The 24,549-nt window shown below is 66.8% G+C and carries 22 protein-coding genes; 6 read left to right on the top strand and 16 right to left on the bottom strand.

Annotated elements, in window-relative coordinates; all coding sequences use genetic code 11:
- Positions 1–29: 29 nt before the first annotated feature.
- The 4 genes from K3U96_RS09575 to K3U96_RS09590 are packed head-to-tail and all read right to left on the bottom strand — an operon-like array spanning position 30 to position 4,948.
- Positions 30–1,052 carry an acyl-CoA dehydrogenase family protein gene (locus tag K3U96_RS09575; RefSeq protein WP_372515078.1) on the bottom strand — a complete coding sequence of 341 codons (1,023 nt, stop codon included), beginning with the start codon at positions 1,050–1,052 and terminating at the stop codon, positions 30–32.
- Positions 1,037–2,191: an acyl-CoA dehydrogenase family protein gene (locus K3U96_RS09580; RefSeq protein ID WP_069408000.1), complete on the bottom strand. Its 1,155-nt coding sequence runs from the start codon at positions 2,189–2,191 to the stop codon at positions 1,037–1,039. The genes K3U96_RS09575 and K3U96_RS09580 overlap by 16 nt, the downstream gene beginning before the upstream one ends.
- Positions 2,192–2,237: 46 nt before the next feature.
- Positions 2,238–3,344: a zinc-binding dehydrogenase gene (locus tag K3U96_RS09585; protein ID WP_220692833.1), complete on the bottom strand. Its 1,107-nt coding sequence runs from the start codon at positions 3,342–3,344 to the stop codon at positions 2,238–2,240.
- Positions 3,345–3,358: 14 nt separating this feature from the next.
- Complete coding sequence (locus K3U96_RS09590) at positions 3,359–4,948, bottom strand: acyl-CoA synthetase (protein ID WP_220692834.1); 1,590 nt, start codon at positions 4,946–4,948, stop codon at positions 3,359–3,361.
- A 103-nt stretch (positions 4,949–5,051) separates the two neighbouring features.
- Here K3U96_RS09590 and K3U96_RS09595 point away from each other — a divergent pair, with 103 nt between their 5' ends.
- Positions 5,052–6,974 (top strand): flavin-containing monooxygenase, encoded by a 1,923-nt coding sequence (locus tag K3U96_RS09595; protein WP_230982407.1) that lies wholly within the window; start codon positions 5,052–5,054, stop codon positions 6,972–6,974.
- On the top strand, positions 6,971–7,858 hold the full coding sequence (locus K3U96_RS09600; protein WP_220692836.1) for an SDR family NAD(P)-dependent oxidoreductase: 888 nt from the start codon (positions 6,971–6,973) through the stop codon (positions 7,856–7,858). Before K3U96_RS09595 ends, K3U96_RS09600 begins: the two co-directional genes overlap by 4 nt.
- 52 nt (positions 7,859–7,910) lie before the next feature.
- On the opposite strand, the gene K3U96_RS09605 is transcribed toward K3U96_RS09600, so the two are convergent.
- Both K3U96_RS09605 and K3U96_RS09610 read right to left on the bottom strand, forming a co-directional pair.
- Complete coding sequence (locus K3U96_RS09605) at positions 7,911–8,525, bottom strand: Dabb family protein (protein ID WP_230982408.1); 615 nt, start codon at positions 8,523–8,525, stop codon at positions 7,911–7,913.
- Complete coding sequence (locus tag K3U96_RS09610) at positions 8,518–8,865, bottom strand: hypothetical protein (RefSeq protein WP_220692837.1); 348 nt, start codon at positions 8,863–8,865, stop codon at positions 8,518–8,520. The genes K3U96_RS09605 and K3U96_RS09610 overlap by 8 nt, the downstream gene beginning before the upstream one ends.
- Before the next feature lie 99 nt (positions 8,866–8,964).
- On the opposite strand from K3U96_RS09610, the gene K3U96_RS09615 reads away from it, so the two are divergent.
- Positions 8,965–10,206, top strand: a complete 1,242-nt coding sequence (locus K3U96_RS09615; protein ID WP_220692838.1) for an NADH:flavin oxidoreductase — start codon at positions 8,965–8,967, stop codon at positions 10,204–10,206.
- Here the strand turns inward: K3U96_RS09615 and lipP1 are convergent.
- The 5 genes from lipP1 to K3U96_RS09640 all read right to left on the bottom strand — a co-directional run bounded on the left by lipP1 (position 10,149) and on the right by K3U96_RS09640 (position 15,647).
- On the bottom strand, positions 10,149–11,078 hold the full coding sequence (lipP1, locus tag K3U96_RS09620; protein WP_220692839.1) for a LipP1 family hormone-sensitive lipase: 930 nt from the start codon (positions 11,076–11,078) through the stop codon (positions 10,149–10,151). The genes K3U96_RS09615 and lipP1 overlap by 58 nt on opposite strands.
- Entirely contained in the window at positions 11,075–11,914 is an 840-nt protein-coding gene (locus tag K3U96_RS09625; RefSeq protein ID WP_220692840.1) for an IclR family transcriptional regulator, read from the bottom strand. The genes lipP1 and K3U96_RS09625 overlap by 4 nt, the downstream gene beginning before the upstream one ends.
- A gap of 165 nt (positions 11,915–12,079) precedes the next feature.
- The gene (locus K3U96_RS09630; protein ID WP_220692841.1) at positions 12,080–13,546 is read right to left on the bottom strand and encodes an FAD-dependent oxidoreductase; all 1,467 of its coding nucleotides are present in this window, start codon (positions 13,544–13,546) and stop codon (positions 12,080–12,082) included.
- The gene (bphC, locus tag K3U96_RS09635; protein WP_220692842.1) at positions 13,543–14,451 is read right to left on the bottom strand and encodes a biphenyl-2,3-diol 1,2-dioxygenase; all 909 of its coding nucleotides are present in this window, start codon (positions 14,449–14,451) and stop codon (positions 13,543–13,545) included. Before bphC ends, K3U96_RS09630 begins: the two co-directional genes overlap by 4 nt.
- 14 nt (positions 14,452–14,465) lie before the next feature.
- Positions 14,466–15,647 (bottom strand): acyl-CoA dehydrogenase family protein, encoded by a 1,182-nt coding sequence (locus K3U96_RS09640; RefSeq protein ID WP_069407748.1) that lies wholly within the window; start codon positions 15,645–15,647, stop codon positions 14,466–14,468.
- Between the two features lie 196 nt (positions 15,648–15,843).
- On the opposite strand from K3U96_RS09640, the gene K3U96_RS09645 reads away from it, so the two are divergent.
- Positions 15,844–17,472, top strand: coding sequence for a flavin-containing monooxygenase (locus K3U96_RS09645; RefSeq protein WP_220692843.1), 1,629 nt, complete (start codon positions 15,844–15,846; stop codon positions 17,470–17,472).
- A 1-nt stretch (position 17,473) separates the two neighbouring features.
- Here the strand turns inward: K3U96_RS09645 and K3U96_RS09650 are convergent, their stop codons facing one another.
- From K3U96_RS09650 to K3U96_RS09670, 5 genes are read right to left on the bottom strand one after another with little or no spacing between them, the layout of a single operon-like run.
- A complete protein-coding gene (locus K3U96_RS09650; RefSeq protein ID WP_220692844.1) occupies positions 17,474–18,484 on the bottom strand; it encodes a zinc-dependent alcohol dehydrogenase in 1,011 nt (336 codons plus the stop codon).
- Positions 18,485–18,518: 34 nt separating this feature from the next.
- Positions 18,519–19,268, bottom strand: coding sequence for an SDR family NAD(P)-dependent oxidoreductase (locus K3U96_RS09655; protein WP_220692845.1), 750 nt, complete (start codon positions 19,266–19,268; stop codon positions 18,519–18,521).
- Positions 19,265–20,509, bottom strand: coding sequence for an alkyl sulfatase dimerization domain-containing protein (locus K3U96_RS09660; protein ID WP_220692846.1), 1,245 nt, complete (start codon positions 20,507–20,509; stop codon positions 19,265–19,267). Before K3U96_RS09660 ends, K3U96_RS09655 begins: the two co-directional genes overlap by 4 nt.
- Entirely contained in the window at positions 20,506–21,756 is a 1,251-nt protein-coding gene (locus K3U96_RS09665) for a sulfotransferase family protein (RefSeq protein WP_220692847.1), read from the bottom strand. Before K3U96_RS09665 ends, K3U96_RS09660 begins: the two co-directional genes overlap by 4 nt.
- A gap of 27 nt (positions 21,757–21,783) precedes the next feature.
- Positions 21,784–22,656, bottom strand: coding sequence for an alpha/beta fold hydrolase (locus tag K3U96_RS09670; RefSeq protein WP_069408213.1), 873 nt, complete (start codon positions 22,654–22,656; stop codon positions 21,784–21,786).
- Between the two features lie 270 nt (positions 22,657–22,926).
- Here K3U96_RS09670 and K3U96_RS09675 point away from each other — a divergent pair, with 270 nt between their 5' ends.
- Entirely contained in the window at positions 22,927–23,670 is a 744-nt protein-coding gene (locus K3U96_RS09675; RefSeq protein WP_230982492.1) for an MlaE family ABC transporter permease, read from the top strand.
- A gap of 11 nt (positions 23,671–23,681) precedes the next feature.
- Positions 23,682–24,539 (top strand): MlaE family ABC transporter permease, encoded by an 858-nt coding sequence (locus tag K3U96_RS09680; RefSeq protein ID WP_069403592.1) that lies wholly within the window; start codon positions 23,682–23,684, stop codon positions 24,537–24,539.
- The last annotated feature ends 10 nt before the right edge of the window (positions 24,540–24,549 follow it).

Consider the following 24,549-nt stretch of genomic DNA (forward strand, 5'->3'; position numbering starts at 1 on the left):
TTGAGTGGAACACCACGCGTCGCGGCGGCTCAATCCGTGATCAGGCGCCACACGTCGGCGCCCGCGGCCAGCGTCGCGTCGGTGACCTGCTCGTCCCAGTGCCGCACCGACCCGAACTCAGACCGCCATGCCAGTGCGGCGCGGGTGAACTCATGTAACCGGTGTTCGATGGTGGTGCCGATGGCGCCGTGCACCTGGTGCGCGTTTCGCACCACCACCGACGCGGCGTGGCCGACGCAGGAGCGGGCGACCGCGATGCGGAAGGGCAGGTTCGGCGCCGTCCAGTCGCTGCCGACCGCCGCGGTCAGTGCGGATTCGGTCGCCGCACGGGCCAGTGCCGCTTCTGCGGTCAGGTCGGCGATCGCGTGCTGCACCGCCTGGAAGCGCGACAACGTCCGGCCGAACTGGACGCGCGAGCCAGCGTGCTCGATCGAGCGCAGCGCGGTCTCGTCGAGTACCGCGCACACCTGAATCGCCCGCACCACAGCGGCCTTCATCTGCAACTGCGCGACGAGGTCGGCCCCGATGGGTACTCCGTCGAGCGCGGTGACATCGGCGGTGACCGTGTCGCGCGGTTCGCCGATCAGGTTGACGCCCGCCGCGATGTCCAGCGCTGCGCGCTCGACGTCCGCGACACGGTGTTCGTCACCGTCGTGCCACACCACCACCACCCGGTCGCTGCCAGCGGCCCAGGGGACCCCCCGCGCCGTCGCGTCGTCGTCGAGCAGGCACACCGTCCGCACCGCGGCATCACCGGGCATCCCGTTCGCGTCCAGCAGCCAACAGGCCAGCAGATCATGCTCGGCCAACGGGATTCGCACCGCATTGCGGGCGGCCGCGGTGAGCAGCTCGGCCGCCTCGAACCAGCCGGCCCCGCTGCCGCCGGACTCCTCGGCGCCGGTCAACCGGACCAGCCCGAGTTCGTCGAGACGGCGCCACAACGCCGGGTCGCGAGCGATCGCCGCCGCCGGCGGGCGGGCTTCGCGGTACTCGGCGAAGACGGCGCCCATCATCTCGGTCAGTGCGGGGTCGACGGTCACCGCAGCCCCAATCCGCGGGCGATCACACCGCGCAGCACCTCGTTGGTCCCGCCGCGCAGCGTGAAGCCGGGCCGCTGGTCGACCGCGTTCGAAACCAGTTGGGCGAACGCGGGATCGGTTGTGCCGTCGGTGATGGTGTCGGCGAAATCGGCGATGTCGCCCTCGGTGGTGGTGCCCAGGACCTTGACGACCGCCGCGGGGACGTCGGCCGGTTCACGTCGCTCCAGCGCACCGGCGACGGCGGTGGACATCTGGTGCAGGGCGGCGATGCGGGCCGTCAGCCGGCCCACATCGGCATCGCGGGAAACCTGCCGCGCGGCCATCCGCTCGCTGCATGCGGTCAACAGGACGAACGTCGACAGAAACCGCTCGGGCCCGCTGCGCTCGAAGGCCAGTTCGGACGTCACCTGTCGCCAGCCCTGGCCGATCTCGCCGAACACCATGTCGTCCGGCACGAACGCCCCGTCGAGGATCACCTCGTTGAAGTGGTGCGCGCCGTTCATCGAGACGACGGGACGGATGTCCACTCCCGGTCCGCGCAGATCGACGATGAACTGGCTGAGCCCGGCGTGCCGGTTCTGCGGGTCGACGGGTGCGGTGCGGGCCAGCGCGATGAACGCATGCGCACGGTGCGCACCCGAGGTCCACACCTTGGTGCCCGACAGCGCCCAACCGCCGTCGACCTGCACCGCCTTGGTGCGCACGCTGGCCAGATCCGAGCCCGAATCCGGTTCGCTCATACCGATGCCGAAGTAGCACTCGCCCCGGGTGATCCGCGCGAGGAACTTCTTTTTCTGCGCTTCCGTGCCGTACTTGAGCAGCGACGGCACGATCTGGCGGTCGGCGATCCAATGGGCCGCGACCGGTGCGCCCGCGGCGAGGAGTTCCTCGGTCACGGCGAACCGTTCGATGAACGAGCGGCCGTGCCCGCCGTACTCGACGGGCACCGTCATCCCTAGATAGCCCTGTGCGGCAAGTGCTCTCGTGAAATCCTCGTCCCATCCCGTCAGCCAGGCGTCGACCGCAGGGGTGTAGGCGCCCGCGGCGAGCTGCTCGGCGAGGAACTCGCGGACCTCGGCGCGCAGCGCCGCTGTCGAGGCGGCGTCGACAGCCGCGGGTGGGACCAGCCGGGGCACCGTCTGCGTGCTCATGACGACAACTCTAGAGATTTGGTCTGCAGGAACTCTTCGGACCGTGTCACAAGACGATGCTGGCGCGCACGTCGCTTCTGCGCTCGGCAGCGGCGAAGGCTTCGTTGATGTCGTCGAGCGGGTACTGCGCGGCGGCGAGGCGGTGCAGCGGCAGACTGTCGCGGTGCTGTTCGAGGAACGTCAGCGCCCGGGACAGCACGGCGGGGTCATACAGCGACACCCCGACCATCGTCTTGTTGGCGAAGACGAACCGCGACGGGTCGAACTCGAACGTCTTGCCGATGTTGATGTTGCCGATTTCGACGTAACGACCGAACTGGCCCAGCATCTTGAGGCCTTCGTCGATCGCGGCGGGGTGACCGACCACCTCGACCACCACGTCGGCGCCATGCCCGCCGGTCAGGGTCTTGACGATTTTCGTCCGGTCCTTCACCGTGGCGGCCTCGTTGATGTCGATCACCGCGTCGGCGCCGAAAGCCGTTGCCAACTCCAGCCGCTCGGGTACACCGTCGATGGCGATGACGCGAGCCGCACCGCGCGCCTTGGCCACCGCGACGGCGTACAGCCCCAGCGCGCCAGCGCCCTGCACCACGACGATCTCGCCGAGTTGCTGATCGACGCGTTCGAGGCCGTAGATCACCTGGGACAGTGCACAGTTGGCGCCCGAAGCGATGTCGTCGGTCACGTTGTCGGGCACTTGGTAGACGACCGCGCCCGCGGGCAGCAGGAAGTAATCGCCGTAGCCTCCGACGAAGTAGGGCGGTTCGTCGGCGCGGCCGAGCATCGCCATCTTCAGGTTCAGGCATGCGTTGCGCCGACCGGCCAGGCAGTGACGGCACCGGTGGCAGCTGAAGAAGTACGGGAACACCACCCGGCTGCCCTTCTCGAGGCGCACACCGTTGGAGTCCGCGCTGACGCCGTCCCCGAGTGCCTCGACCGCGCCGACCATCTCGTGGCCGAGCACGGTGGGGAGTTGTCCGCCCAGCCCACCGGTGGCGAAGGTGCCGTGCCAGGCGTGCACGTCCGAGCCGCAGATGTTCGTGCGGCTCACCTTGATCAGGATCTCGCCGGGTTTCACCTCGGGCAGGCTCACCGTGTCGATCTCGAACGGCTTTCCTGGGCCATCGAATCGTGCGATCCGTCCTGTGAACACCGGGGCACTTCCTTTCAGCGGCTGGGCGCTTCGTTGGCGAAGCGTTCGCGCAGTTGACGTTTGAGCAGTTTGCCGCTCGGATTCTTCGGCAGCGCGTCGACAAAGAAGACATGCTTGGGGGTCTTGAACCCGGCGAGGTGCTCGCGGCAGTGCGCGATCACGTCGTCCTCGGTCAGGGCACAGCCGGCGCGGGGGACGACCGCCGCGACCACGGCCTCGACCCAGGTCGGGTGCGGCAGCCCGAACACGGCGACTTCCTCGATTCCGCTGTGCCGGTACATGACCTCCTCGACCTCGCGGCTGGCGACGTTCTCCCCGCCGGTTTTGATCATGTCCTTCTTGCGGTCGACCACGTGCAGCAGCCCGTGCTCGTCGTAGTAGCCCAGATCGCCGGAATGAAACCAGCCGCCGCGGAACGCTTCTGCGGTCTTCTGCGGGTCGTCGAGGTAGCCGAGCATCAGATGCGGGCTGCGATGGGCGATCTCACCCAGTACGCCGGCGGGAACCGGGTTTTCGGCTTCGTCGAGGATCGTGGTCTCCACGTTGACCACCGGCCGTCCCGCCGCGCCGGCGTGGGTGTCCTGTTCGTCGGGTCCCAGCGCGGAGGCCAACGGCGCCAACTCGGTCTGGCCGTAGAAGTTCCACAGCCGCAGCCCCGGCAGCCGCTCGCGGATCTCGGCGAGGATCTCCGTCGGCATGGCAGAGGCGCCGTAATAACCCTTGCCCAGGCTGGACAGGTCCACCTCGTCGAAGATCGGCGAGCGCAGCAGCGAGATCCACACCGTCGGCGGGGCGAAGTAGTTGGTGACCCGGTGGCGCTCGATGGCCCGCAGCACCAGGTCCGGGTCGGGGCCGGGCAGGATGATGCTGGTGGCACCCAGATAGATGTCGGTGGCCAGAAAATTGTCCAGCTGCGCGCAGTGGTACAGCGGCAGCGAATGGATCTCGACGTCGTCGCCGGTCATCGAGCCCGCGATGATCGTGCTGACGTACTGCCAGATCAGGCTGCGGCTGGAGTGCATCACCCCTTTGGGACGCGACTCGGTGCCGCTGGTGTACATCAGCCGCAGCAGTTGGTCGTCGTCGATGTGCGGTGTCGGTGCCGGCGAGCTGGTGGTCAGCCACTGCGCGAAGTCGTCCCAGCCCGGCGGTGCCGGCTGGCCTGGCCGGGTCAGCGCCGCCCTGGTCCTCACGGCACCCCCTGACCGCATGGCCTGCTCGGCGGTCGATGTCAGTTGGTCCTCGACGATGAACCCGGTGGCGTTGCAGTGGCCGAGGATGTAGGCGATCTCCTCGGCGGTGAGCATGAAGTTGATCGGGACCAGTACCACCCCGGCGCGGGCCGTCGCGAACGCCAGCACCGCGTACTGCCAGCAGTTGTGCGACAACAGAGCCACCCGGTCGCCGGGCCGAAATCCATTGTCGTGCAACGCGGCGGCCGCCCTGTCGACGACGCTGTCGAACTCGGCGTACGTCAGCTGCAGGTCACCGTCGATGATCGCGATCTTGTCGGGCTGTCTACGGGCCGAGCGCCGCGGAATGTCGCCGACGCTATGGCTGCGCGCCCGTGCGATCACGGCGTCGAGATCCTGCAACCCTTGCATGACCGGCAGCGTAGGGCCCGGCGGGCCGAACAGGGCGGTTGGTGTCCCGCTCAGTAGGCAACACCATGGCCGGTCGCCGCGTTCGCGCCGATACTTCGTCGTTGTGACCACTGATGCGCAAGCCACGACGCCCCGGGTGCCGGTCGACGCTGCCGAACTGCGGGCACACCTGCGCCAGGCCGACCCCGGCGTCCTGGTGGCAGTGCTGGCGCAGTTGACGGGTGACCCAGCGGTCGCCGACCGGTTCGGGCCCAAGATCAGCCACGTTCCCGATCCGCCCGAGCGGGCCGGCGTCACCGACCCCGACACGATGGAGGAACTGGTAGCCGCGATCGTCGACGGTCTGGACGCTCCGCGGGCCCCGGATGCACTGGCGGCCGACGACCCGGCGTTGTTCACCCGGGTGCTGCCCGTGGCGCTCGGCTCCGACGTCGACGACGAGTTCGTAGCGCTGCTGCTCGAACAGGGCGGCTTTCAGCTTTCCCAGCCGACGTTGCCGCGCACGGTGCCGATTCCGGAATCGACGACGGTCGCCATCGTCGGCGCGGGTCTGGCCGGCATCATCACCGCGTTGTCTGCCGCCGACGCCGGGGTGAACTACCAGATCTTCGATCGCAACGACGAAGTCGGCGGGACGTGGCTGACCACGACCTACCCGGGCATCGGGGTCGACACCCCCTCCGCGTACTACTCGTTGTCGCGGGACGTGAACCCCGACTGGACGAGCTACTACCCGCAGGGCGGGGAATACCAGGCGTATCTGGTGTCGCTGGCCGACAAGTACGGGCTTCGCGAGCACACCCGGTTCGGCACCGAGGTGCAGGCGTTGTGGTGGGACGAGGACCGCCACCAGTGGCAGATCCATTCGGTGGACCGTGACGGCAAACGTGAGGTGAGTTTCGCGCGGGTGGTGGTCACCGCGGCCGGCTATCTGAACCGTCCGCGCTGGCCGGACGTGCCCGGTCGAGACTCCTTCGCGGGCACCAGCATCCACTCGGCGCTGTGGGATCCGTCGGTGGATCTGGCCGGTAAGCGGGTAGCGGTGATCGGGGCGGGGTGCACGGCCGTGCAGATCGTCGACGCCTGCGTCGAGGACGTCGAGCACCTGACCGTGTTCCAACGGCAACCGCACTGGGTGGCACCGCGCAAGCGCCTGTCCGATGATGTGCCCGAGCACCGGCGCTTCCTGGGCCGGCACCTGCCGTACTACGCCAACTGGCACCGGCTGAAGTCCTATTGGGGTACCGCGGACAACAACTACCCGGTCATCCTGCGCGACCCGGAATGGGCCGAGAAGAACCTGTCCATCTCCCCGGCCAACGACGTGCTGCTGCAGATGTGCCGCGACTACATCAACCGGACCTTCGGCGAGGGAACGGAACTGGCGAAGAAGGTCACACCGGACTTCGCGCCGTACGGTAAGCGGATCGTGCGCGATCCCGGTGGCTACTACGCGGCGTTGACCCGCGAACACGTCGACGTGGAGGCCGCCGAACCGGCCGAGGTGAACCCGAAAGGCATTGTCACCCAGGATGGTCGGCAGATCGACCTGGACGTGATCATCTACGCCACCGGCTATCACCTCGACTTCCTGTCGACCCTCGACATCCGTGGCCGCGATGGACGCACGCTGCAACAGGAGTGGGGCGACAGCCCGCGGGCGTACCGCGGTGGCACCGTGCCCGGGTTCCCGAACCTGTTCATCAACTCCGCGCCGAACTACAGTCCCGGGCACGGGGCGGGCGCGAACTTCTCGATGGAGGTGATGGCGCACTTCATCGTCGAGTGCCTGCAGCTGATGGCGTTGCGCGGCGCCACCACCATGGAGGTGACCCGACAGGCCTACGAGGAGTACGTGGCCGCGATCGACGAGGCGATGTCGCAGACGGTGTGGTGTCATACCCCTAACGCGCACACCTACTACCGATCGGGTTCTGGCCGTGTGGTGGTGTCGACACCGTACCGGTTGGTCGACGTGTGGCAGCAGCACCGCGCGCCGGTCGAAGACCACTTCACGCTGCGATGAGCGGACTGCTTGCCGGTCGAACGGCGCTGGTCACAGGCAGTAGCCGGGGGATCGGGCGCGCTGTGGCGCAACGCCTTTCGGCTGAAGGTGCGACGGTTGTGGTGACCGCGCGCTCGTATCGGCCGTCGGCGTCGGTACGGGGCGCGAGGGCTGCGGAACTGCCGGGCACCATCGGTGAGACCGTCGAGCTGATCGAGTCGGCCGGCGGTACGGCGATCGGCATCGCCGCCGACCTAGAAGATCCACAGCAGCGCGCCGGCCTGGTGGACCAGGTGCTCGAGCGGACCGGACGCATCGACATCCTGGTCAACAACGCGGGTTTCGCCGATTACGCGCTGGTCGAAGACATGGACATGGAGACGTTCGACCGGACGGTCGAGCACTACCTGCGGGCGCCGTTCGTGCTGACCCGAGCGGCGATCCCGCACATGCGACAGCAGGGTGCGGGCTGGATCGTCAACATCGGCTCGGTCACCGGCGTCGCGCCCGTGCGGCCCTACCGCGAGTACAACAAGACCTCCGGGGACGTCGTGTACGCGTCGATGAAGGCTGCGCTGCACCGGTTCACCCAGGGGGTGGCGGCCGAACTGCTCGACGCCAACATCGCGGTCAACTGCGTCGGACCCTCGACGGCGATCCGCACACCCGGCGCCGCATCGCTGATCCCCGAGACATTTCCGACCGAACCGGTGGAGTACCTGGCCGAGACCGTGCTCGCGATGTGCCACCTGCCCGCCGCCGAGCGCACCGGGTTGGTGGCGTTCAGCCTGCACTACCCGTGGTCGCAGGGCTTGGCGGTGCGCAGCCTCGACGGGGCAACGGTGCTGCCGCCCCGGGAACCGCCGGCCGCCGCGAACCCCAACATCCTGCCCGCGGGCATGTAATTGGCGATTTCGGCGCGCGCACGCCCCGTGAGGGGGCGTCAGCGCGCCGAAATCACTCGGAGGGGCAGAAGCTGTGGCAGATGCGGTCGCGCACGATGGCCTCGGGGCACTCCGGATCGAACCAGCGGTCCACGTAGGCCCAGTGAATCGGGTGCATGAGGTACGGGCCCATCAGGCCGTCGACGTCGGTGAAGTGCTGCTCGAACACATGGGTCCACGGCGAGGCACCGACCGCCGACTCGACGGGGCTCAGCTGCCAGTCGACGATCGAGCGCACGTAGCGCGGCATCAGGGCGAGATCGGCCTCGAAACGCGCGACGACGGCAGCGTCGGTGCCGGGCGCCACCCGCAGCAAAAGCGTGCGATACACCGTCGCCGGTGCGGCACGGCCGGTGCTGGCTGGACTGCCCGAATACGTCGCGCCGTCGACGTGGCCGACCGCGTGGTTTTCGAGAATATCGGTGAATCGCGCTGCGGCAGTGTCCCATTGGCTGCGCTCGGTGTAACGCAGATGCACGAGGATGTCGCCGCCGTTGCGGGAGCCGGGCAACGTCGGTGCGACGACGGCGTGTGCGGCGCGGGTTTGCGACGCCGCCGTGCGAAGCATGCTCACCAGCCGCTCCCGGTCGCCCTCGGCGGTGGTGATCAGCCTCGTGACGTTAAACATCGCCCAGCCCGTCGACGTCGTCGGCTGCGGCCGCGACGTTGCGGGTCCGCTCCACGATCAGCTCGGCGATGTCGTCCCACCACTGCCCGAGCGACGGGTCCGGCCGGCCCTGCCACGTCATCTCCCACCAGGCCCCCGGGTTGGGCAACGTCCAGGTGATCGTGACCGTGTTGGGTTGGTCATCGAACCAGATCGGCGGGCTGACAAGCACATCGCGCAGCGTCATGCCGCGACCGCGGGCGCCGGGGGCGTACTCGTCGAGGTAGCGGTCCACGAACGCGCGGGCACACCCGGGCCGGGTGACCACGCGGTCGATGACGTAAACCGCGCCTTCAGCCACCTCCTCAGGCTAGGGTCACCGGGGCCGGTCGGCGGTCGTGTTCCCGCCCATCGGGACAGCACGGTTGACCCCGAAGCCGCTGGCCGGGAACGTGAAACGATGAACCCCGCTGAGACGCCGGACCCGTTCGCGCCCGTCGACCTGGGTCCGGCGCGGTTACGCAACCGCGTGGTCAAGGCCGCCACCTCCGAGGGCCGGTCCCCGGACGGTTTGGTCACCGATGATCTGGTCGAGTTCCACCGGGCGTATGCCGCCGGCGGTGTCGGGATGACCACCGTCGCCTACTGCTGCGTGTCACCGCAAGGCGCCAGCGCCCCCGGCCAGATCGTGATGAGCGAGGCCGCGCTGCCGGGATTGCGCCGGTTGACCGAGGCGGTGCATGAGGAAGGTGCGGCCATCGCCGCGCAGTTGGGCCATGCCGGTGTGGTCGCATCCAAAAAGCTCACGGGTGTGACCCCGGTTTCGCCGAGCCGGTTCGTCAACCCGGCGTCCATGGCGTACTGCCGGGAGATCACCCGCGCCGAGATCGTCGAGGTCATCGACCAGTTCGGGCGCGCCGCGCAGGTCGCCGTCGACGCCGGATTCGACGCCGTCGAACTGCATTTCGGCCATCTGTACCTGCCGAGTTCATTCCTGAGCCCGCTGATCAACCGGCGCAAGGACGACTACGGCGGCAGTATCGACAACCGCTCGCGGTTGGTGCGTGAGATCGCCAGACACGTCCGCAACGTCGTCGGCACTCAGATCGCGGTCATCGCGAAACTCAACATGGACGACGGCTTGCCCGGCGGTATCTGGGTGGACGAGGCGTTGCGCACTGCACAACTGCTCGATGCTGACCAGAGCCTCGACGCTATCGAATTGACCCAGGGCTCATCGGTGTTCAAACCGATGTATCTGTTCCGCGGCGACATCCCGGTCAGGGAGTTCACCCAAGTGGTGCCGCGGCCGATGCGCGCCGGCGTCCGCCTCACCGCGAAGTGGACCATGGGCGCCTATCCCTACGAGGATCTGTACATGCTCGAGGCCGCCCGGCAGTTCGTGCCGGTCATGCGAAACACCAAGCTGATCCTGCTCGGCGGAATCACCAACCGCGCCCATCTGGAAACGGGCATTCGGGAGGGCTTCCACCTGATGGCGATGGGGCGTGCGCTGCTGCGCGAGCCCGATCTCGTCAACAGGATGATCGACGACCCGGATACGAAAAGCCGTTGCACGCACAACAACAAATGCATGGTCACCGTGTTCGGGCGCACGCACTGCGTGCTGGATCCGGTGCAGCGCTACGGCGCGGCCAGCAGCGCCGAGAGTTCGCCGCAGGCCTCGGTGCGCGCGCGCTGAGCAAGGTCGAGCGTCGGCATCGTGATGAACCCGTGAATGCCGCCCTCGTAGCGGCACTGCACGGTGTGCACACCTGCGGCGGTCAAGGCGTCGGCGTACGCGACCCCTTCGTCGCGTAACGGGTCGTGGCCGGCGATGACGACGATCGCCGGCGGCATCCCGTGCAAGTCGGCGGCCAGTGGTGAGGCGTAGGGGTGATCGCGGTCGGCGGGGGAGGGCACGTACTGGTCCCAGTACCACTGCAACGCCGGACGGGGATTGTAGAAACCCTGCCCGAACAGCTGATACGAGCCGGTGTCGAAGTGTGCCGCGATCATCGGGTACACCAGCAGCTGGGCGGCCAGGCTCGGCCCGCCACGATCGCGCGCCATGAGCGCTGTCACCGCCGCGAGGTTGCCCCCGGCGCTGTCACCACCGACGACGATGCGCTCAACGTCACCGCCGAACCTGTCGGCGTTGCGTGCCGTCCACTGCGTCACCGCGTAGACGTCCTCGGCGGCCGACGGCCAGCGATGCTCTGGCGCCAACCGATAGTCGACGGAGATCACCACGGCGCCAAGCAGGTTGGCGAATGCGCGGCACAACCCGTCATGGGTGTCCAGGTCGCAGAACACGAACCCGCCGCCGTGGGCGTACACGAGAACCGGTACGGCACCGGTCGACGACGCCGGCCGGTAGATGCGCACCGGCACCGAACCGTCGGCCACGGGCACCGTCTCGTCGGTCACCGCATCCACCTCTTCGGGTTGGCGCGACGGGACGAACCGCGACTTGATGACCGCGCGGGCCTGCGCACCGGTCATGGTGTGCACGGCGGGAAAGCCGGAATCGAGCGCCTCGAGGTAGCCGGCGATCTGCGGGTCCAGGTTCATGCGTACTTCAGCGCGGCCGGATCAGCGGTGGGTCGCGGCATCGGGCCGCCGCGCAACGGACGCGCCTGCTGCAACGTCGGCGCCACACGCTGTGGTCCGTCCTCGACGTTGCGCCAGACCCCCATCGTCGTCATGCGTACCGGGGCGGCCAGCCGCTGGTCGAACGACATCCGGCTCATCGGTCCGCATACCGACACCGCGGCGACGGCCTCGCCGGGGCCGCCGATCGGCGCCGCGACGCAACCGAATCCCGGCAACGACTCCTCCCGGTCGAACGCCACGCCGCGGGCGCGGATCTTCGCCAGGTCCGCGGCAAGCTGGGCGTGAGAACCGATGGAGTACTTGGTCTTCCGCTTGGTGAGATCGACCTCGGCCAGTTCCTCGGCGTAGGCCAGCATCACCTTGCCCACCGCGGTGCAGTGCGCGGGTTGACGGCCGCCGACCCGGGTGGGGATGGCGGCGGTCATCCGGTCACCGATCTTCTCGAGGTACACGACGTCGGCGCCGTCCAGCACGGCGAGGTGCACCACCAGCCCGGTGGCACGGTGCAGATCGTGCAGCAGCGGGATCGCGGCCCGGTGCACCCGGTCCTGATGTACAGCCAACGAGCCGAGTTCGACGAGCCGCATGCCCAGTTCATAGTCGCGCCCGCTGCGGCGCAGCCACCGCAACTGGACCAACCGCTCGAGCATGCGGTGCGCCGAGGAGCGCGGCAGACCCGTGCGGCGCACGATCTGGGCCAGCGTCAACCGGCCGGGACCGTCGAACGCATCCAGCACCAGCGACACGCGGTCGATAACCGCACTAGGGGTGGTGGATTCGACGCTCACCGTCATGACGCCTCCTCAGGCACGTTTTCCGGACTGCCATATGACTAATAGTCATATGGCAGTTTGTACCATAGTCTGTGGTCGCTGTCACACATTTGGCACGGTCAAGATCCGCGCCACTCGAGACGCGGTGAACGATCCGGCGCCGTGGGCGCCGGCGCGGTGGTTCGGTTACCCGTTGGCGGCGGCGCGACCGGCGCGCCGGCCGTAGAAGCTGCCGTCGCCCAGCGAAACACCGCTGGCATACCCCCAGGCCGCCAGGCCGGCCGTGGAGCGGCCCGCCGCGAAAAGACCCGGAATGGGCTGACCGCTGACGTGCAGCACCTCGGCGTCCAGCGTGGTGTGCAGACCACCGAGGGTGAACCCGCCGGTGCTGTCGCGCAGGTCGATCGCGCCGACGGGGGAGCCGATCGGCCGGATCCACTGCGGCTTTTTGTGCAGCAGCGGATCCTCACCGCGAACGGCGCCGTCGTTGTAAGCGGTCACGGTCGCCTGCAGCGCGCCGCTCGCAAGCCCCATCTGGTGCTCCAAGTCGGCGACGGTGTCGGCCACCCAGGTCGGTGGACGCAACATCAACTGCGGTGACAGTGAGGCCATCGCCTCCTCTTGGGAGTCGCCGTCGATGATGAGGTAGGCGGTGTTGTCCTGGTGGTAAAGCGTGAGTTGGCCCACCCGGCCCGGGTAGGTGTCCTCGGCGACGTAGCGCTGCCCGCGGGCGTTGACGAGGATGCCGCGTACCAACTGCTGCGGGTCGATGAAGATCGCCACCTCGGTGGCGTCCATGTGCGCCAGGTCCGCGCCGAGCGCCTGCGCCATGCGGATGGCCTGCCCGTCGTGCTGTTCGATGGACGCGGCGGGACGGCCCGCGATGCGCGGTGCGTGCCGCGCCACCATGGACTCGTTGTAGGCGAAGCTACCGGTCGCGAGCACGACGCCGCGGCGCGCGCGGATCGTGACGTCGGTGCCGTACTGGCGCGCACAGACTCCGGCCACCCGGCCGTCGGATTCGACGACGAGGCGCTGGACCCGCACGTCATAGATCGCCCGCGCACCTGCCGCGGTGGCGGTCTCCACGAGCGGCTTCATCAGCATGTAGCCGGCGCTGGCCTCGCCCTGCTTCTTGTTCGACATCTGCGGTACGTGGCCGCGCGGCGCGGGGTCGGCGATCGTGTTGAACGGGTAGGAGTTCTCCCCGCCGCTGTACATCAGGCCCTGGTCGCCCATCGGCTCCCAGCCCGGTTCGGCGAAGAACTCCGGCTTGAACACCACCCCGCAGTCGACGAGCCAGTCGAAATGGCCGACACTGCCCGCGCAGTAGTCGGCGATGCGGTTCTCGTCGGCGCCAGGGCCCATGGCGACGTTGAGGAACGCCGCCATGTTCTCGACGGAATCGGTGAACCCGCAGGCTTTTTGGATCGCGGTGCCGCCGCCGAGGTAGATGAACCCGCCGGCCATCGACGCCGCGCCGCCCCACGAGCCGGTGCGTTCGAGCACCAGCACGTCCGCGCCCGCCCGGCAGGCCTCGACCGCTGCGGCGGCGCCTGCCACCCCGTATCCGGCGATGACGACGTCGGCCTCGTGGTCCCAGGTGGTGATCGACGCGGCCGCAACCGGGGTGACGTCGGCGTCTGGCGTCACGGTCGCATCGATGCGGGCAGGTCACTGACCCATTCGTGGCCCCAGTAGCTGTCGGCGGTGATCTCCTCTGCGGTGTAGTACGTTTCGTCGACGCGCATGCCGTCGGTGCCGAACTCGATGTCCCAGTCCCCGGGTGCGCGCACGTAGAAGGACACCATCTTGTCGTTGGTGTGCCTGCCCAGCGTCGAGGACAACTGGAAGCCGTCCTTGTTGACCCGGTCCAGGGCCTGCCCGACGGTGTCCAGGCTGTCCACCTCCACCATCAAGTGAATCAGGCCGGGGTCGCGTAACGTCATCGCCGGGCAGATCGCCAGGCTGTGGTGGCGTTCGTTGATCCCGAGGAACCGCACCCGCAGCGGGCCGAACTCCGGTGGCGTCGGCACCCGGAACGCGCCGCGGGACCTGAAACCGAGTACCTCCGTGTAGAACTCGAACAGCCCCGGCACGTCGAGTGCCGGCAGCACCACGTGGCCGAGGCCTTGGTCACCGGTGACGAACCTGGCCCCGAACGGTGTGACGACGGGGCTGTGGTCAAGCACCGCGCCGTGGAACACCTCCGTCGAGGTGCCCGCGGGATCGTCGAACGCGAGAACTTCTTCTACTCGGCGCGCGTCGGCCTCCTGAAGGGACAGTTCCTTCGCCGCGACTCCGGCGTCTGTCAGCGTGGCCTTCACCCGCTCGAGCGCGGCATGGTCGCGCACTTCCCAGCCCACGGTGACGATCTTGTCGACGTCGCCGGGCACCACGATGATGCGCGCGGCGCGCTCGTCCATGCGCAGATACAGTGCGTCCGGATCCGGGCCGGAGCCTTCGGCGAACCCGAGCACGCCGAACGCGAAGCGCCGCCAGCGCTCCATGTCGGTGGCTTGAACCTTGACGTATCCCAGGCTTTTCAGATCACTCACGTCGGCAGGCCCTCCTAGATCATCGCCCGCAGCGGACCCTGCGGATCCACGCCCAGCGAACTCAGTGCGGAGGCGTGATAGACGGTGCCCGGCACGTGGATGGCATGGGCCATGCCCGCGTGCGCGTCACGCCAATACCGTTGCAATGGTTTGTCCATGCGCAGCGCGTTGCCGCCCGAGCGGGTGAAGATCTGGTCGACGGCCATGACCGCGCGCCATACGGCGCGGATCTGGGTGCGGCGACCCGCGGCCCGGTCGGCGAAGGACACCTCCTTGCCGGCGTCGACGATGTCGTAGATGCGGTCGGCGTTGGCCAGGATCTCCTGACGCGCAGCGTTGATGTCGGCGGCCGCCTCGCCGACGGCGTACAAGACATAGGGGTCGTCTTTGACCGCGGTGCCCGCCGCGCTGACGCGCTCGCGCTGATAGTCCAGGTGCGCGGCCAGCGCGCCCTCGCAGATACCGATGGTCGCCGAACTGATTCCGAGCGGGAACATCGTCGACCACGGCATCTTGTAGAGGGTCTTGGTCATGCCGGCCTCGATCTGAGCGGTGCCGTCCATCACCTTCATGGCGTCCATGGTGCGGTACTCCGGCACGAACGCGTCCCGCACGATGACGTCCTTGGAGCCGGTGCCGCGCAGGCCCACCACATCCCATGAATCGGGCACGATCTCGTAATCGCTGCGCGGCAGGATCATGTGCAGCATCTGCGGCGGCATCAGCGGCGTGCCGTCGGCGTCACCGATCATGGCTCCCAGGATGATCCAATCGCACGCGTCGGTGCCCGAGGAGAACTGCCAGCGGCCGTTGAAGACGTATCCGCCGTCCACCGGTTTGGCCACGCCCTGCGGTGCGTACGGCGAGGCGATCCAGGTGTCGGGGTCATCGCCCCACACCTCGTCGGCCACCCGGGGATCGGCGTAGGCGAACTGATAGGGATGCACGCCGACCACGCCGTTGATCCAGCCGGCCGCGGGATCCAGCGCGGCGGTGGCCATCACCGTCTCGGCGAACTCGCGCGGATGCACTTCGTATCCGCCGTGCGACTCGGGCTGCAGCAGCCGGATCGAGCCGATGGCCTTCATGCTCTTGACCGTTGCGTCGGGCAACTGGCCGATCTTCTCGGCCTCCACGGCCTGCGCCGTGAACTGGTCGGCGAGTTCCATCAGCCTGTCGAGTACGCGCTCACTCATCGTCGAAGTTCCTATCTGTGTGTGGCCTGGTTCATGGTCTACCGCAGTGGGCTGCGGTTCGGGCGGCAATCCCGTTCAGCGGACCGGATTCAGGTCAGTATTCGCGGGTCCGTTGCCCGGGCAGTGGGCGGGGCAAGCGTCCGGTGACCGGGAAGTCGACCGTGCGGCGGCCACCCAAACGGCCTACCGTGGCGCCGTGAGTATCTCGGCAGACCCGCAGCGCCCGGTGGTCGACGTCGATGTCGTCGTGGTCGGCGCCGGATTCGCCGGCCTCTACGCACTGCACAAGCTGCGCGGCCAGGGGCTGTCGGTGCGGGTGTTCGAAGCGGCCCCCGAAGTCGGAGGCACCTGGTACTACAACCGCTACCCGGGTGCACGCTGCGACGTGGAAAGCGTCGACTACTGCTACTCGTTTTCCAGCGAACTCGAGCAGGAATGGGACTGGTCGGAGAAATACGCCACCCAGCCCGAGATCCTGCGCTACCTGAACTGGGTCGCCGACAAACTGCACCTGCGCGACGGCATCACGTTCGACACCCGGGTCACCGCGGCAGTGCTGGACGAACAGACAATGCGGTGGACGGTGCGCACCGACCGCGGCGACGTGGTCAGCGCCCGGTTCTGCATGATGGCCACCGGTCCGTTGTCGGCGGCGCTGACCCCGGACTTTCCCGGCCTGGACAGCTTCGCCGGGGAGTTGTACCACACCGCGCACTGGCCACACCAGACCGTTGACTTCACGGGTAAACGGGTAGCGGTGATCGGCACCGGATCGTCTGGCATCCAGTCGATTCCGGTCATCGCCGAACAAGCCGAACAACTCTACGTCTTCCAGCGCACGCCCAACTACAGCGTGCCCTCGGGCAACCGGCCGCTCTCCGATGACGAGCGGGCACAGATCAAGGCGACGTACGCCGAACGGCGCAGGCTGTCGTGGCGCAGCGGCGGCGGGTCACCGCACATCGCCCACCCCAAGCTGACGATGGAAGCCACTCCCGAAGAGCGCCGGGAAGCGTTCGAAAAGCGTTGGCAGCTCGGTGGCGTGCTGTTCTCCAAGACCTTCAGCGACCAGATGATCGACATGGCCGCCAACGAGGAGGCCCGCAAGTTCTACGAGGAGAAGGTGCGCGCCGTCATCGACGACCCCGCGGTCGCCGAGCTTCTCATCCCCGACGACCATCCGATCGGCACCAAACGGATCTGCACGGACACCAACTACTTTCAGACCTTCAACAAACCGCACGTGACCCTGGTCAGCGTGCGCAAGACACCGATCGAGTCGATCGACGCCAGCGGCATCAACACCTCGGATGCCCACTACGACGTGGACGCCATCGTGCTCGCCACCGGCTTCGACGCGATGACCGGCGCGCTGGCCAAGATCGACATCGCGGGCCGCGGCGGACAGAGCTTGCGCGACGACTGGTCCGACGGGCCGCGAACCTATCTGGGCCTGGGCGTCGACGGCTTCCCCAACTTGTTCATGGTGTCGGGTCCCGGCGCGCCTGCGGTGCTGGCCAACATGGTGCTGCACGCCGAAGCCCACGTGAACTGGATCGCCGACGCCATCGGCTATCTGGACGAACACGGGTACGCCGCGATGGAAGCCACGGCGGATGCGGTGGACAACTGGATCGCCGAATGCAGCCGACGCGCCGAAGCCACCTTGTTTCCCAAAGCGAACTCCTGGTACATGGGCGCCAACGTGCCGGGCAAACCGCGCGGATTCATGTTGTTCATCGGCGGTTTCGGGGTGTACCTCGACATCTGCCAGGAGGTCGCCGACGCCGGCTACAAGGGGTTCGCACTGATCCCGGCGCCGTGAATCAGTTCATCGTGATGACGACCTTGTCGGCCTTGCCCGGCGTCGCGACACACTGCAGCGCCTCGGCCAGATCATCGAAATCGAAAGTGTGGCTGATGATCACGCGGTATTTCTCCCAGTTTTCGACGATGTCGTCGGTCACCTCGAAGATCTCACTGGGATATCCCATCGACCCGACGATCGTCAGCTCGTTGGCCATCAGGTTCATCAGGTCCATGCTGACGGGCTCGTTGTGGACGGCGACGACGCCGAGTTTGGCTCCACGTTTGGCCACGCCCAGGGCGGTGTCGATCACCGCGGGCACACCGGCGGCATCGAGAAATATGTCCGTACCTGCCCGGTCCGGCCACATCGAAGTCCCGGTTCCGTGGAGCTCGGTCAGCCGCGCAGCCAGATCCTCGGCCGCGGAGTTGATCACGGCGTCCGCACCGACTTTCAGCGCCTTGTCCAGCCGGGACGGCAGGACATCGGCAACGACGACGGATCTGACCCCGCGCGATTTCAACGCCAGCGTGATGCCCAGGCCGATGGGGCCAGCGCCGAACACCAGCACCTGATCACTCTGCCGGGGCGCCACCTGGTTGACCGCGTGACGAGCCACCGCCATGGGTTCGTTGAGCGCTGCGACCTCGTATGGAATGTGATCGGGCACCACCTCGATGCTCTTGCCGCGCACCGCGTTTTTGACGAGTAGGTAGTCGGCCAGCGCTCCGGTCGAGCCGCCGTTGCCGATGATGTCGTCAGCCGCGGCCATCGGGTTGACCACGACTCGGTCACCGACCGATATGCCGCTCACCTCGGCGCCGACCTCTACCACTTCACCGGCGGGTTCGTGGCCGATCGGCATCCTGCCTTGCCGCGGCGGCAGCCCGCCGAGGGAGATGTAGAGGGTGTCGGACCCGCAGATGCCGCAGGCCCGGATCCTCACCACGACGTCGTGCGGGCCGGCGGTTGGCGTCGGCACGTCCACGATCTCGGTGGTCTGCGGAGCGGTGATGACGGCTGCTCTCACTGCGGCATCCTCCTCGTCGATGTCGTTGGGTCGTTCAGAAGACGCCGTAGCCGCCGTCGACGACGAGCGCCGATCCGGTGCTGTAGGACGCATTGCCGCTGCACAGATAGAGAATCGGGCTGGCTATCTCCGCCGGGTCGGCGAACCTGCCGAGCGGGATATGGTCGATCTGTGCTTGCTTGATCTCAGGTACATGGTCCATCGGCGCGGTCATGCGGGTGGCGACGACCCCGGGGACGACGGCGTTGACCCGGATACCGTCTGCGGCCCATCTCACGGCGAGGTTGCGGGTCAGCGCGAGCACCCCGGCTTTCGCAGATCCGTACCCGGGTACCACCGGCACCGCACGAATCGCCGCCATCGAGGCGAGCATCACCACGCTCGCGCCGCCCGCCGCTGTCGATGCCTTCAGCGCGCCGTGCAGGCGTTCGGTCAACCTGAACGGCGCCAGCAGGTTCACCTCCACCGATGCGGCGAACCCTGCCGCGGTCGCTTCATCGAGACCACCCGGAAAGTTGCCCCCGGCGTTGTTGATGAGCACGTCCAATTCCGCAAATGCGTCGGCGAGAGCGTCGATCCCGCTCGAGTCGGTCAGCGCCAACTGATGATACCGCAGACCCGACAAGTCGACGTCGTAGTCCTCGGGTCGGGCCCTGGTGCCGGTGATCGTCACGTGCGCACCGCTGTCGCGCAGCCGGGTTGCAGTGGCGTGACCGATGCCGCTGGTGCCGCCGGTGACCAACGCCGTCGCACCGGTGAAGTCGAACGAAACGCGGTTGCTCATGTCAGGCCCTCGATCCGCTTGCGTAGCCATGCGGCCTCCCAGAAGTTGGAGCTGTCTCGCAGTAACGCTTGGTGTGCGGCGAGCGACACCTGCTTGGCTTCCTTGTTTTCGGGTTCGGCACGGTTCACGATCTCGGCCAGTTGGACGGCCCGCACCGGTTCTCCGGCGTGCAAGAGTGCGCGGGCCCGGTCGAGAACCGGTCCTGCGCCTGCGAGTTCGAGCAAATCCGCTTCGGCTGGGTCCGTGCTCTGGGCGTAGAGTTCGGCGGTCGATCGATGGTGAAACCATCCCGCATAGTTCTCCCAGATGGCGCGGACGTTCCACCGTACGGTGCCGTACCCTTGGCCGACCTCCAGTTCGGGCGGTAGTTCGATTTCACGCATCAGCGTGTGAACGTCCTTGCCTGCGTTCATACCTTCCACCGTGCGGTCGTGAATGTATTTCACGGCATCGCGTAGCCGCGTCAGCTCCCATTCGATCCGGTCTTTTCCGACGATCGGGCCGAAGTGCCCCGTCAGCAACGTCTGGGCGCCGAGCGCGCGGACTCGATCGATCGACTCCACCACGGTCAGCGCGTCCCGATAGCGGTCACCTCGGACGGTGACCAGGTTCGGAATGTGTCCGAAAAGTGCCCCGAACACATTGCCGCACAGGCAGACCTCTTCGTCGGGTAACCACACCACCAGACTGTCGGTCGTTTCACCCCCGGGGGTGGAGATGAGCTGCAGAGTGCGGCCACCGAGCTCGATGATCAGTTCGTCGTCGAACACGACGGTGGGGTTCGGCACGCTCTGCGGCGGCGGGGGCCCGAACCGCTCGGTCGTGCCTTCGATCGTGGCGATCACCTTGTCGAGCCATGCGAACGCAGAGTTGCGGGCCCGGAACGCGGACAGCCGCTCGTTGTCGTGCCGCCACGTCTGCCAGTTCGCCTGCGCGACGATCTCGCTGTCGGGGTCGGCGACCGTGTCGATACCCCCGACATGGTCGACGTGTCCCTGCGTGAGAATGACGTAGCGGATCGGTGCGGTGCTGATGGCGTCATAGTTAGCGCGGTGAACCGGTCCCTCGAAACCCATCCCCGTGTTCACCACGATCCGGCCCTCATCGGTAGTCAGCAGATACGAGTTCGACAACCCCGGAGAGAGCCAGATGCCGGGGCTGACCTGCTCGGCAGGCGCACCCGCGCCGACGATCTCGTCGGCCCCTGGTCGGCTCAGGTACGCGGGCTCATAGGGCGTCACGCGTCCTCCCGCACGTCGAAACGGTCGAAGTAGAAACCAAACCGCGAACGAACCTCGCTCGGGGACCGCCCGAAATGGCCCTGCAGGTCATAGCGAAGCCGGCCGTGCTTGCCTCGCGGGTTGTCGTCGAGGTAGCCGCGGAACGCCGCCCGCGCCTGTGGGCTCAACGGTGTGCCGTTGTAGGCATACAACGTCTCCAGGATCGACATCTCGTTTCCGTTGAGTTGGTGGAAGGAGATGTCGATACTGCTCCCGGAATCGACGAGCTCCCGGTCGCGCGCACACGCCCGCAGCAGCCGTTCGACTCGATCGATCCAGTACTCCACCAGCGCTTCCGGGTCAATCTTCTTGCGGCGGACCCGGTCGCCGTAAGCCAGCATGGTGACGGCGGATTGGATGACCGCCACCGGATCCCGGTGGGTGAACGCGACGGTCGCGTCGGGGAAGGTGCGCATCAACGGGCCGAGTTGTTCGCAGTGCTGCGGGGACTTGAGGACCCACCGCCGTGGCCCCCTCAAGAATGTCAGTGCCTTGAGAATCGTGCGCAGATAGGCATAGTGCTCGTCCTGGTTCAAGCCGAGATAGAAGTCGCGCCACTGCGGAACCCGGCCATGCCACTCCAGCACATAGCTCGCGAAGTCGAGGTCGAGCAGCTCGACCTCCTCCTCGATCGCCTGCGGAAACCGGTCGTGCATCGCCTGCAGCAGTGGGGTCATCGTCTTCGCCGATTCGTGCTCGGCGGCACTTCGCGCGAATCGGGGATCGACGCCGTCGACGCCGGGGCCTTCGCCGCGAAGTACAAACGGCTCCTGGCTCTCCCAGTACGGGAGAGCCCGCCGCCGGGCATCCGAGGCGATGAGGTTCACCAGATGTGTTGTGCCCGAACGGGGAAGCCCGACCACGATGATCGGTCTGTCGATCTCGATCTCGTTTATCTCGGGATAGCGGCGCAGCAGATCGGTCAACAACAGGCGCTGCGACAGCAGTCGGACGATCCGATTATGGAGGATGAGGCGGTTGAGGTTCGTGGCGCCGGTGTCGACTTCGACGGCTCCCGCGTACGCATCGAGCCGGGTCCGGAAATCGCCGCTCCCGAAATTCTCCAGTCCGGTTTTCTCGACCGCCTCCGCGATCAGGGTTCCGGGGTCCAGGTCTACGGGCAGGCTTTCAACCTGTTCGAGGGTGTCGCGTTGCGCCCGAGTGAGCACCGGATTGGTCAGATCCTCGATGTCTACCGCGCTATCCATCTGGCTCCTCCGGGGCCGGCGGACCGATCATCGTCGGTTCAGGAACGCCAGCACGGTGCTTTCGAACGCCTCTTTCGCCTCGATCATCGCCCAGTGTCCGCAGTTGGGGAACACGTGCAGCTCCGCGTTGGGGATGGTGCGCATCGGGATCAACGCCATATCAAGGGGACTCACCCGGTCGTCTCTACCCCATGTCAACAGCGTCGGGGCTGCCACCTTGTGCATCAGCGCCCACGGCATCGGCATGTCGGCGGCCTTCATCATCGCCATCATCTGAGCGAACGCCTTCTTGCCGTACATGCGGCGCGCGGCGGCAAGCGTGTCCGGATCGGTCGCCAGCTGCCAGCGCTCCTCGATGAGCTGATCGGTGACCAGCGACTGGTCGTAGACCATCGAGTTGAGCCAGTCCACCAGGCGTTGGCGGGTCGGGTCTTCGGTGAATTCCTGCAGAAGCCGGATGCCCTCGCTGGGTCCGGGGCTGAAGATGCTGGTGCCGATGCCGCCGATCGTGACCAGCCGGCCGATGCGGTCGGGGTTGTTGATCGCGAAGTTGACGCCGACGCCGCCGCCCATCGAGTTACCGATGATGTCGACGCGGTCCACGTCGAGCGCGTCGAGGAACGGGGTGACCACACCCTGCGCGGTGACCATCGGATGCCCACCGAAGTCGTCGCTGACCCCGAACCCGGGGAACTCCAGGATCAGACACCGGAACTGGTCGGCGAACGCGGGCAGCACGCCGCGGAAGTTACGCCAGCCGGTAACGCCCGGGCCCGAACCGTGCAGGAACAGCAAAACCGGCCCGGAACCGGCGTCGTAGTAGCGCAATGTCCCCGACGGGGTTTGAGCCTCACGCAGATCGTTCTCGACTCGGGCGGCCAGCGAGGCGTTGTCGGTCATCGCAACAGCCTGCCACGCCGGTGCGCGGCAGCGGTGACGTGTTCCGCTGATCGGGCCTCCCGTTAAGCGGGACGCTCAGCGTGAGCGGCCGCGGTTCGGTGCGAACCTTTGCGCTCGGGGGACTGTCGCTACCCGTTATCCGTTCACCCAGCACTGAGGAGCGCGATGTCAACGCCGGACGTCACCGACCGTGCGGTGGTGACGTCGCCGGAGCGGTGGGCGGTGGGTCGCAGAAGAGGGTTGCCGCGGGTGCGTGATTTGGCGGGGCCGATGGCGGCTGTGGGTGGGTTGTTTGCGATGTCGGCTGATGCGGTGCGGTTTGTGTTTCGGCGGCCGTTTCAGTGGCGGGAGTTTTTGGAGCAGTGTTGGTTTATTGCGCGGGTGGCGTTGGCGCCGACGTTGTTGGTGGCGATTCCGTTCACGGTGTTGATTAGTTTCACGCTCAATATTTTGTTGCGGGAGTTGGGTGCGGCGGATTTGTCGGGGGCTGGTGCTGCGTTTGGGGCGGTGACGCAGGTGGGTCCGATTGTGACGGTGTTGATTGTGGCGGGGGCGGGGTCGACGGCGATTTGTGCGGATTTGGGGTCGCGCACGATTCGTGAGGAGATCGATGCGATGGAGGTGTTGGGTATTGATCCGGTGCAGCGGTTGGTGACGCCGCGGATGTTGGCTTCGGGTTTGGTGGCGTTGTTGCTCAACAGTTTTGTTGTGGTGATCGGCATTTTGGGTGGATATATGTTTTCGGTGTTCATTCAGGATGTGAATCCGGGGGCGTTCGCGGCGGGGATCACGTTGTTGACCGGGGTGCCTGAGGTGATTATTTCGTGTGTGAAGGCGGCGTTGTTCGGGTTGATCGCGGGGTTGGTGGCCTGTTATCGGGGGTTGACGATTTCGGGTGGTGGGGCCAAGGCGGTGGGTAATGCGGTCAATGAGACGGTGGTGTATGCGTTTATGTCGTTGTTTGTGATCAATGTGGTGGTCACCGCGATTGGTATCCGGATGACGGCGGGGTAGCGGGGCCGCTGATGGGCACGATGACGATTTTGCGTTCCACCTATCCGCGGTTGACGCGTTCGGTGCGCCGGCCGGTGGATGTGTTGGGTCGTGTCGGTGATCATTTGTTGTTTTATGTGCGGGCGTTGGCCGGTATTCCGCATGCCAGTGTGCATTTCCGTAAGGAGATCGTGCGGTTGATCGCTGAGATCTCGATGGGTGCGGGCACGTTGGCGATGATCGGTGGCACGGTGGCCATTGTGGGGTTTTTGACGCTGGCGGCCGGGGGCACGTTGGCGGTGCAGGGGTATAGCTCGTTGGGTGATATCGGTATCGAGGCGTTGACGGGGTTTTTGGCGGCGTTTATCAATGTGCGTATCGCTGCGCCGGTGGTGGCCGGGATCGGGTTGGCGGCCACGTTCGGGGCGGGGGTGACTGCGCAGTTGGGGGCGATGCGGATCAATGAGGAGATTGATGCGTTGGAGTCGATGGCGATCCGCCCGGTGGAATATTTGGTGTCGACGCGGATTGTGGCCGGGATGTTGGCGATCACGCCGTTGTATTCGATCGCGGTGATCTTGTCGTTTGTGGCGTCGCAGTTCACCACGGTGGTGTTGTTCGGGCAGTCCGGTGGGCTCTATGACCATTATTTCGACACGTTTTTGAACCCGATCGATTTGTTGTGGTCGTTTCTGCAGGCGGTGTTGATGGCGATCACGATTTTGTTGATCCACACTTACTTCGGTTATTTCGCCACCGGGGGTCCCTCGGGGGTGGGGGTGGCGGTGGGTAACGCGGTGCGCACCAGTTTGGTGGTGGTGGTCTCGGTGACGCTGTTGGTGTCGCTGTCGGTGTATGGCTCCAACGGCAACTTCAACCTCTCAGGCTAAAGGGCGTCAT

The organism is Mycolicibacterium holsaticum DSM 44478 = JCM 12374, assembly GCF_019645835.1.
GTDB lineage: Bacteria > Actinomycetota > Actinomycetes > Mycobacteriales > Mycobacteriaceae > Mycobacterium > Mycobacterium holsaticum.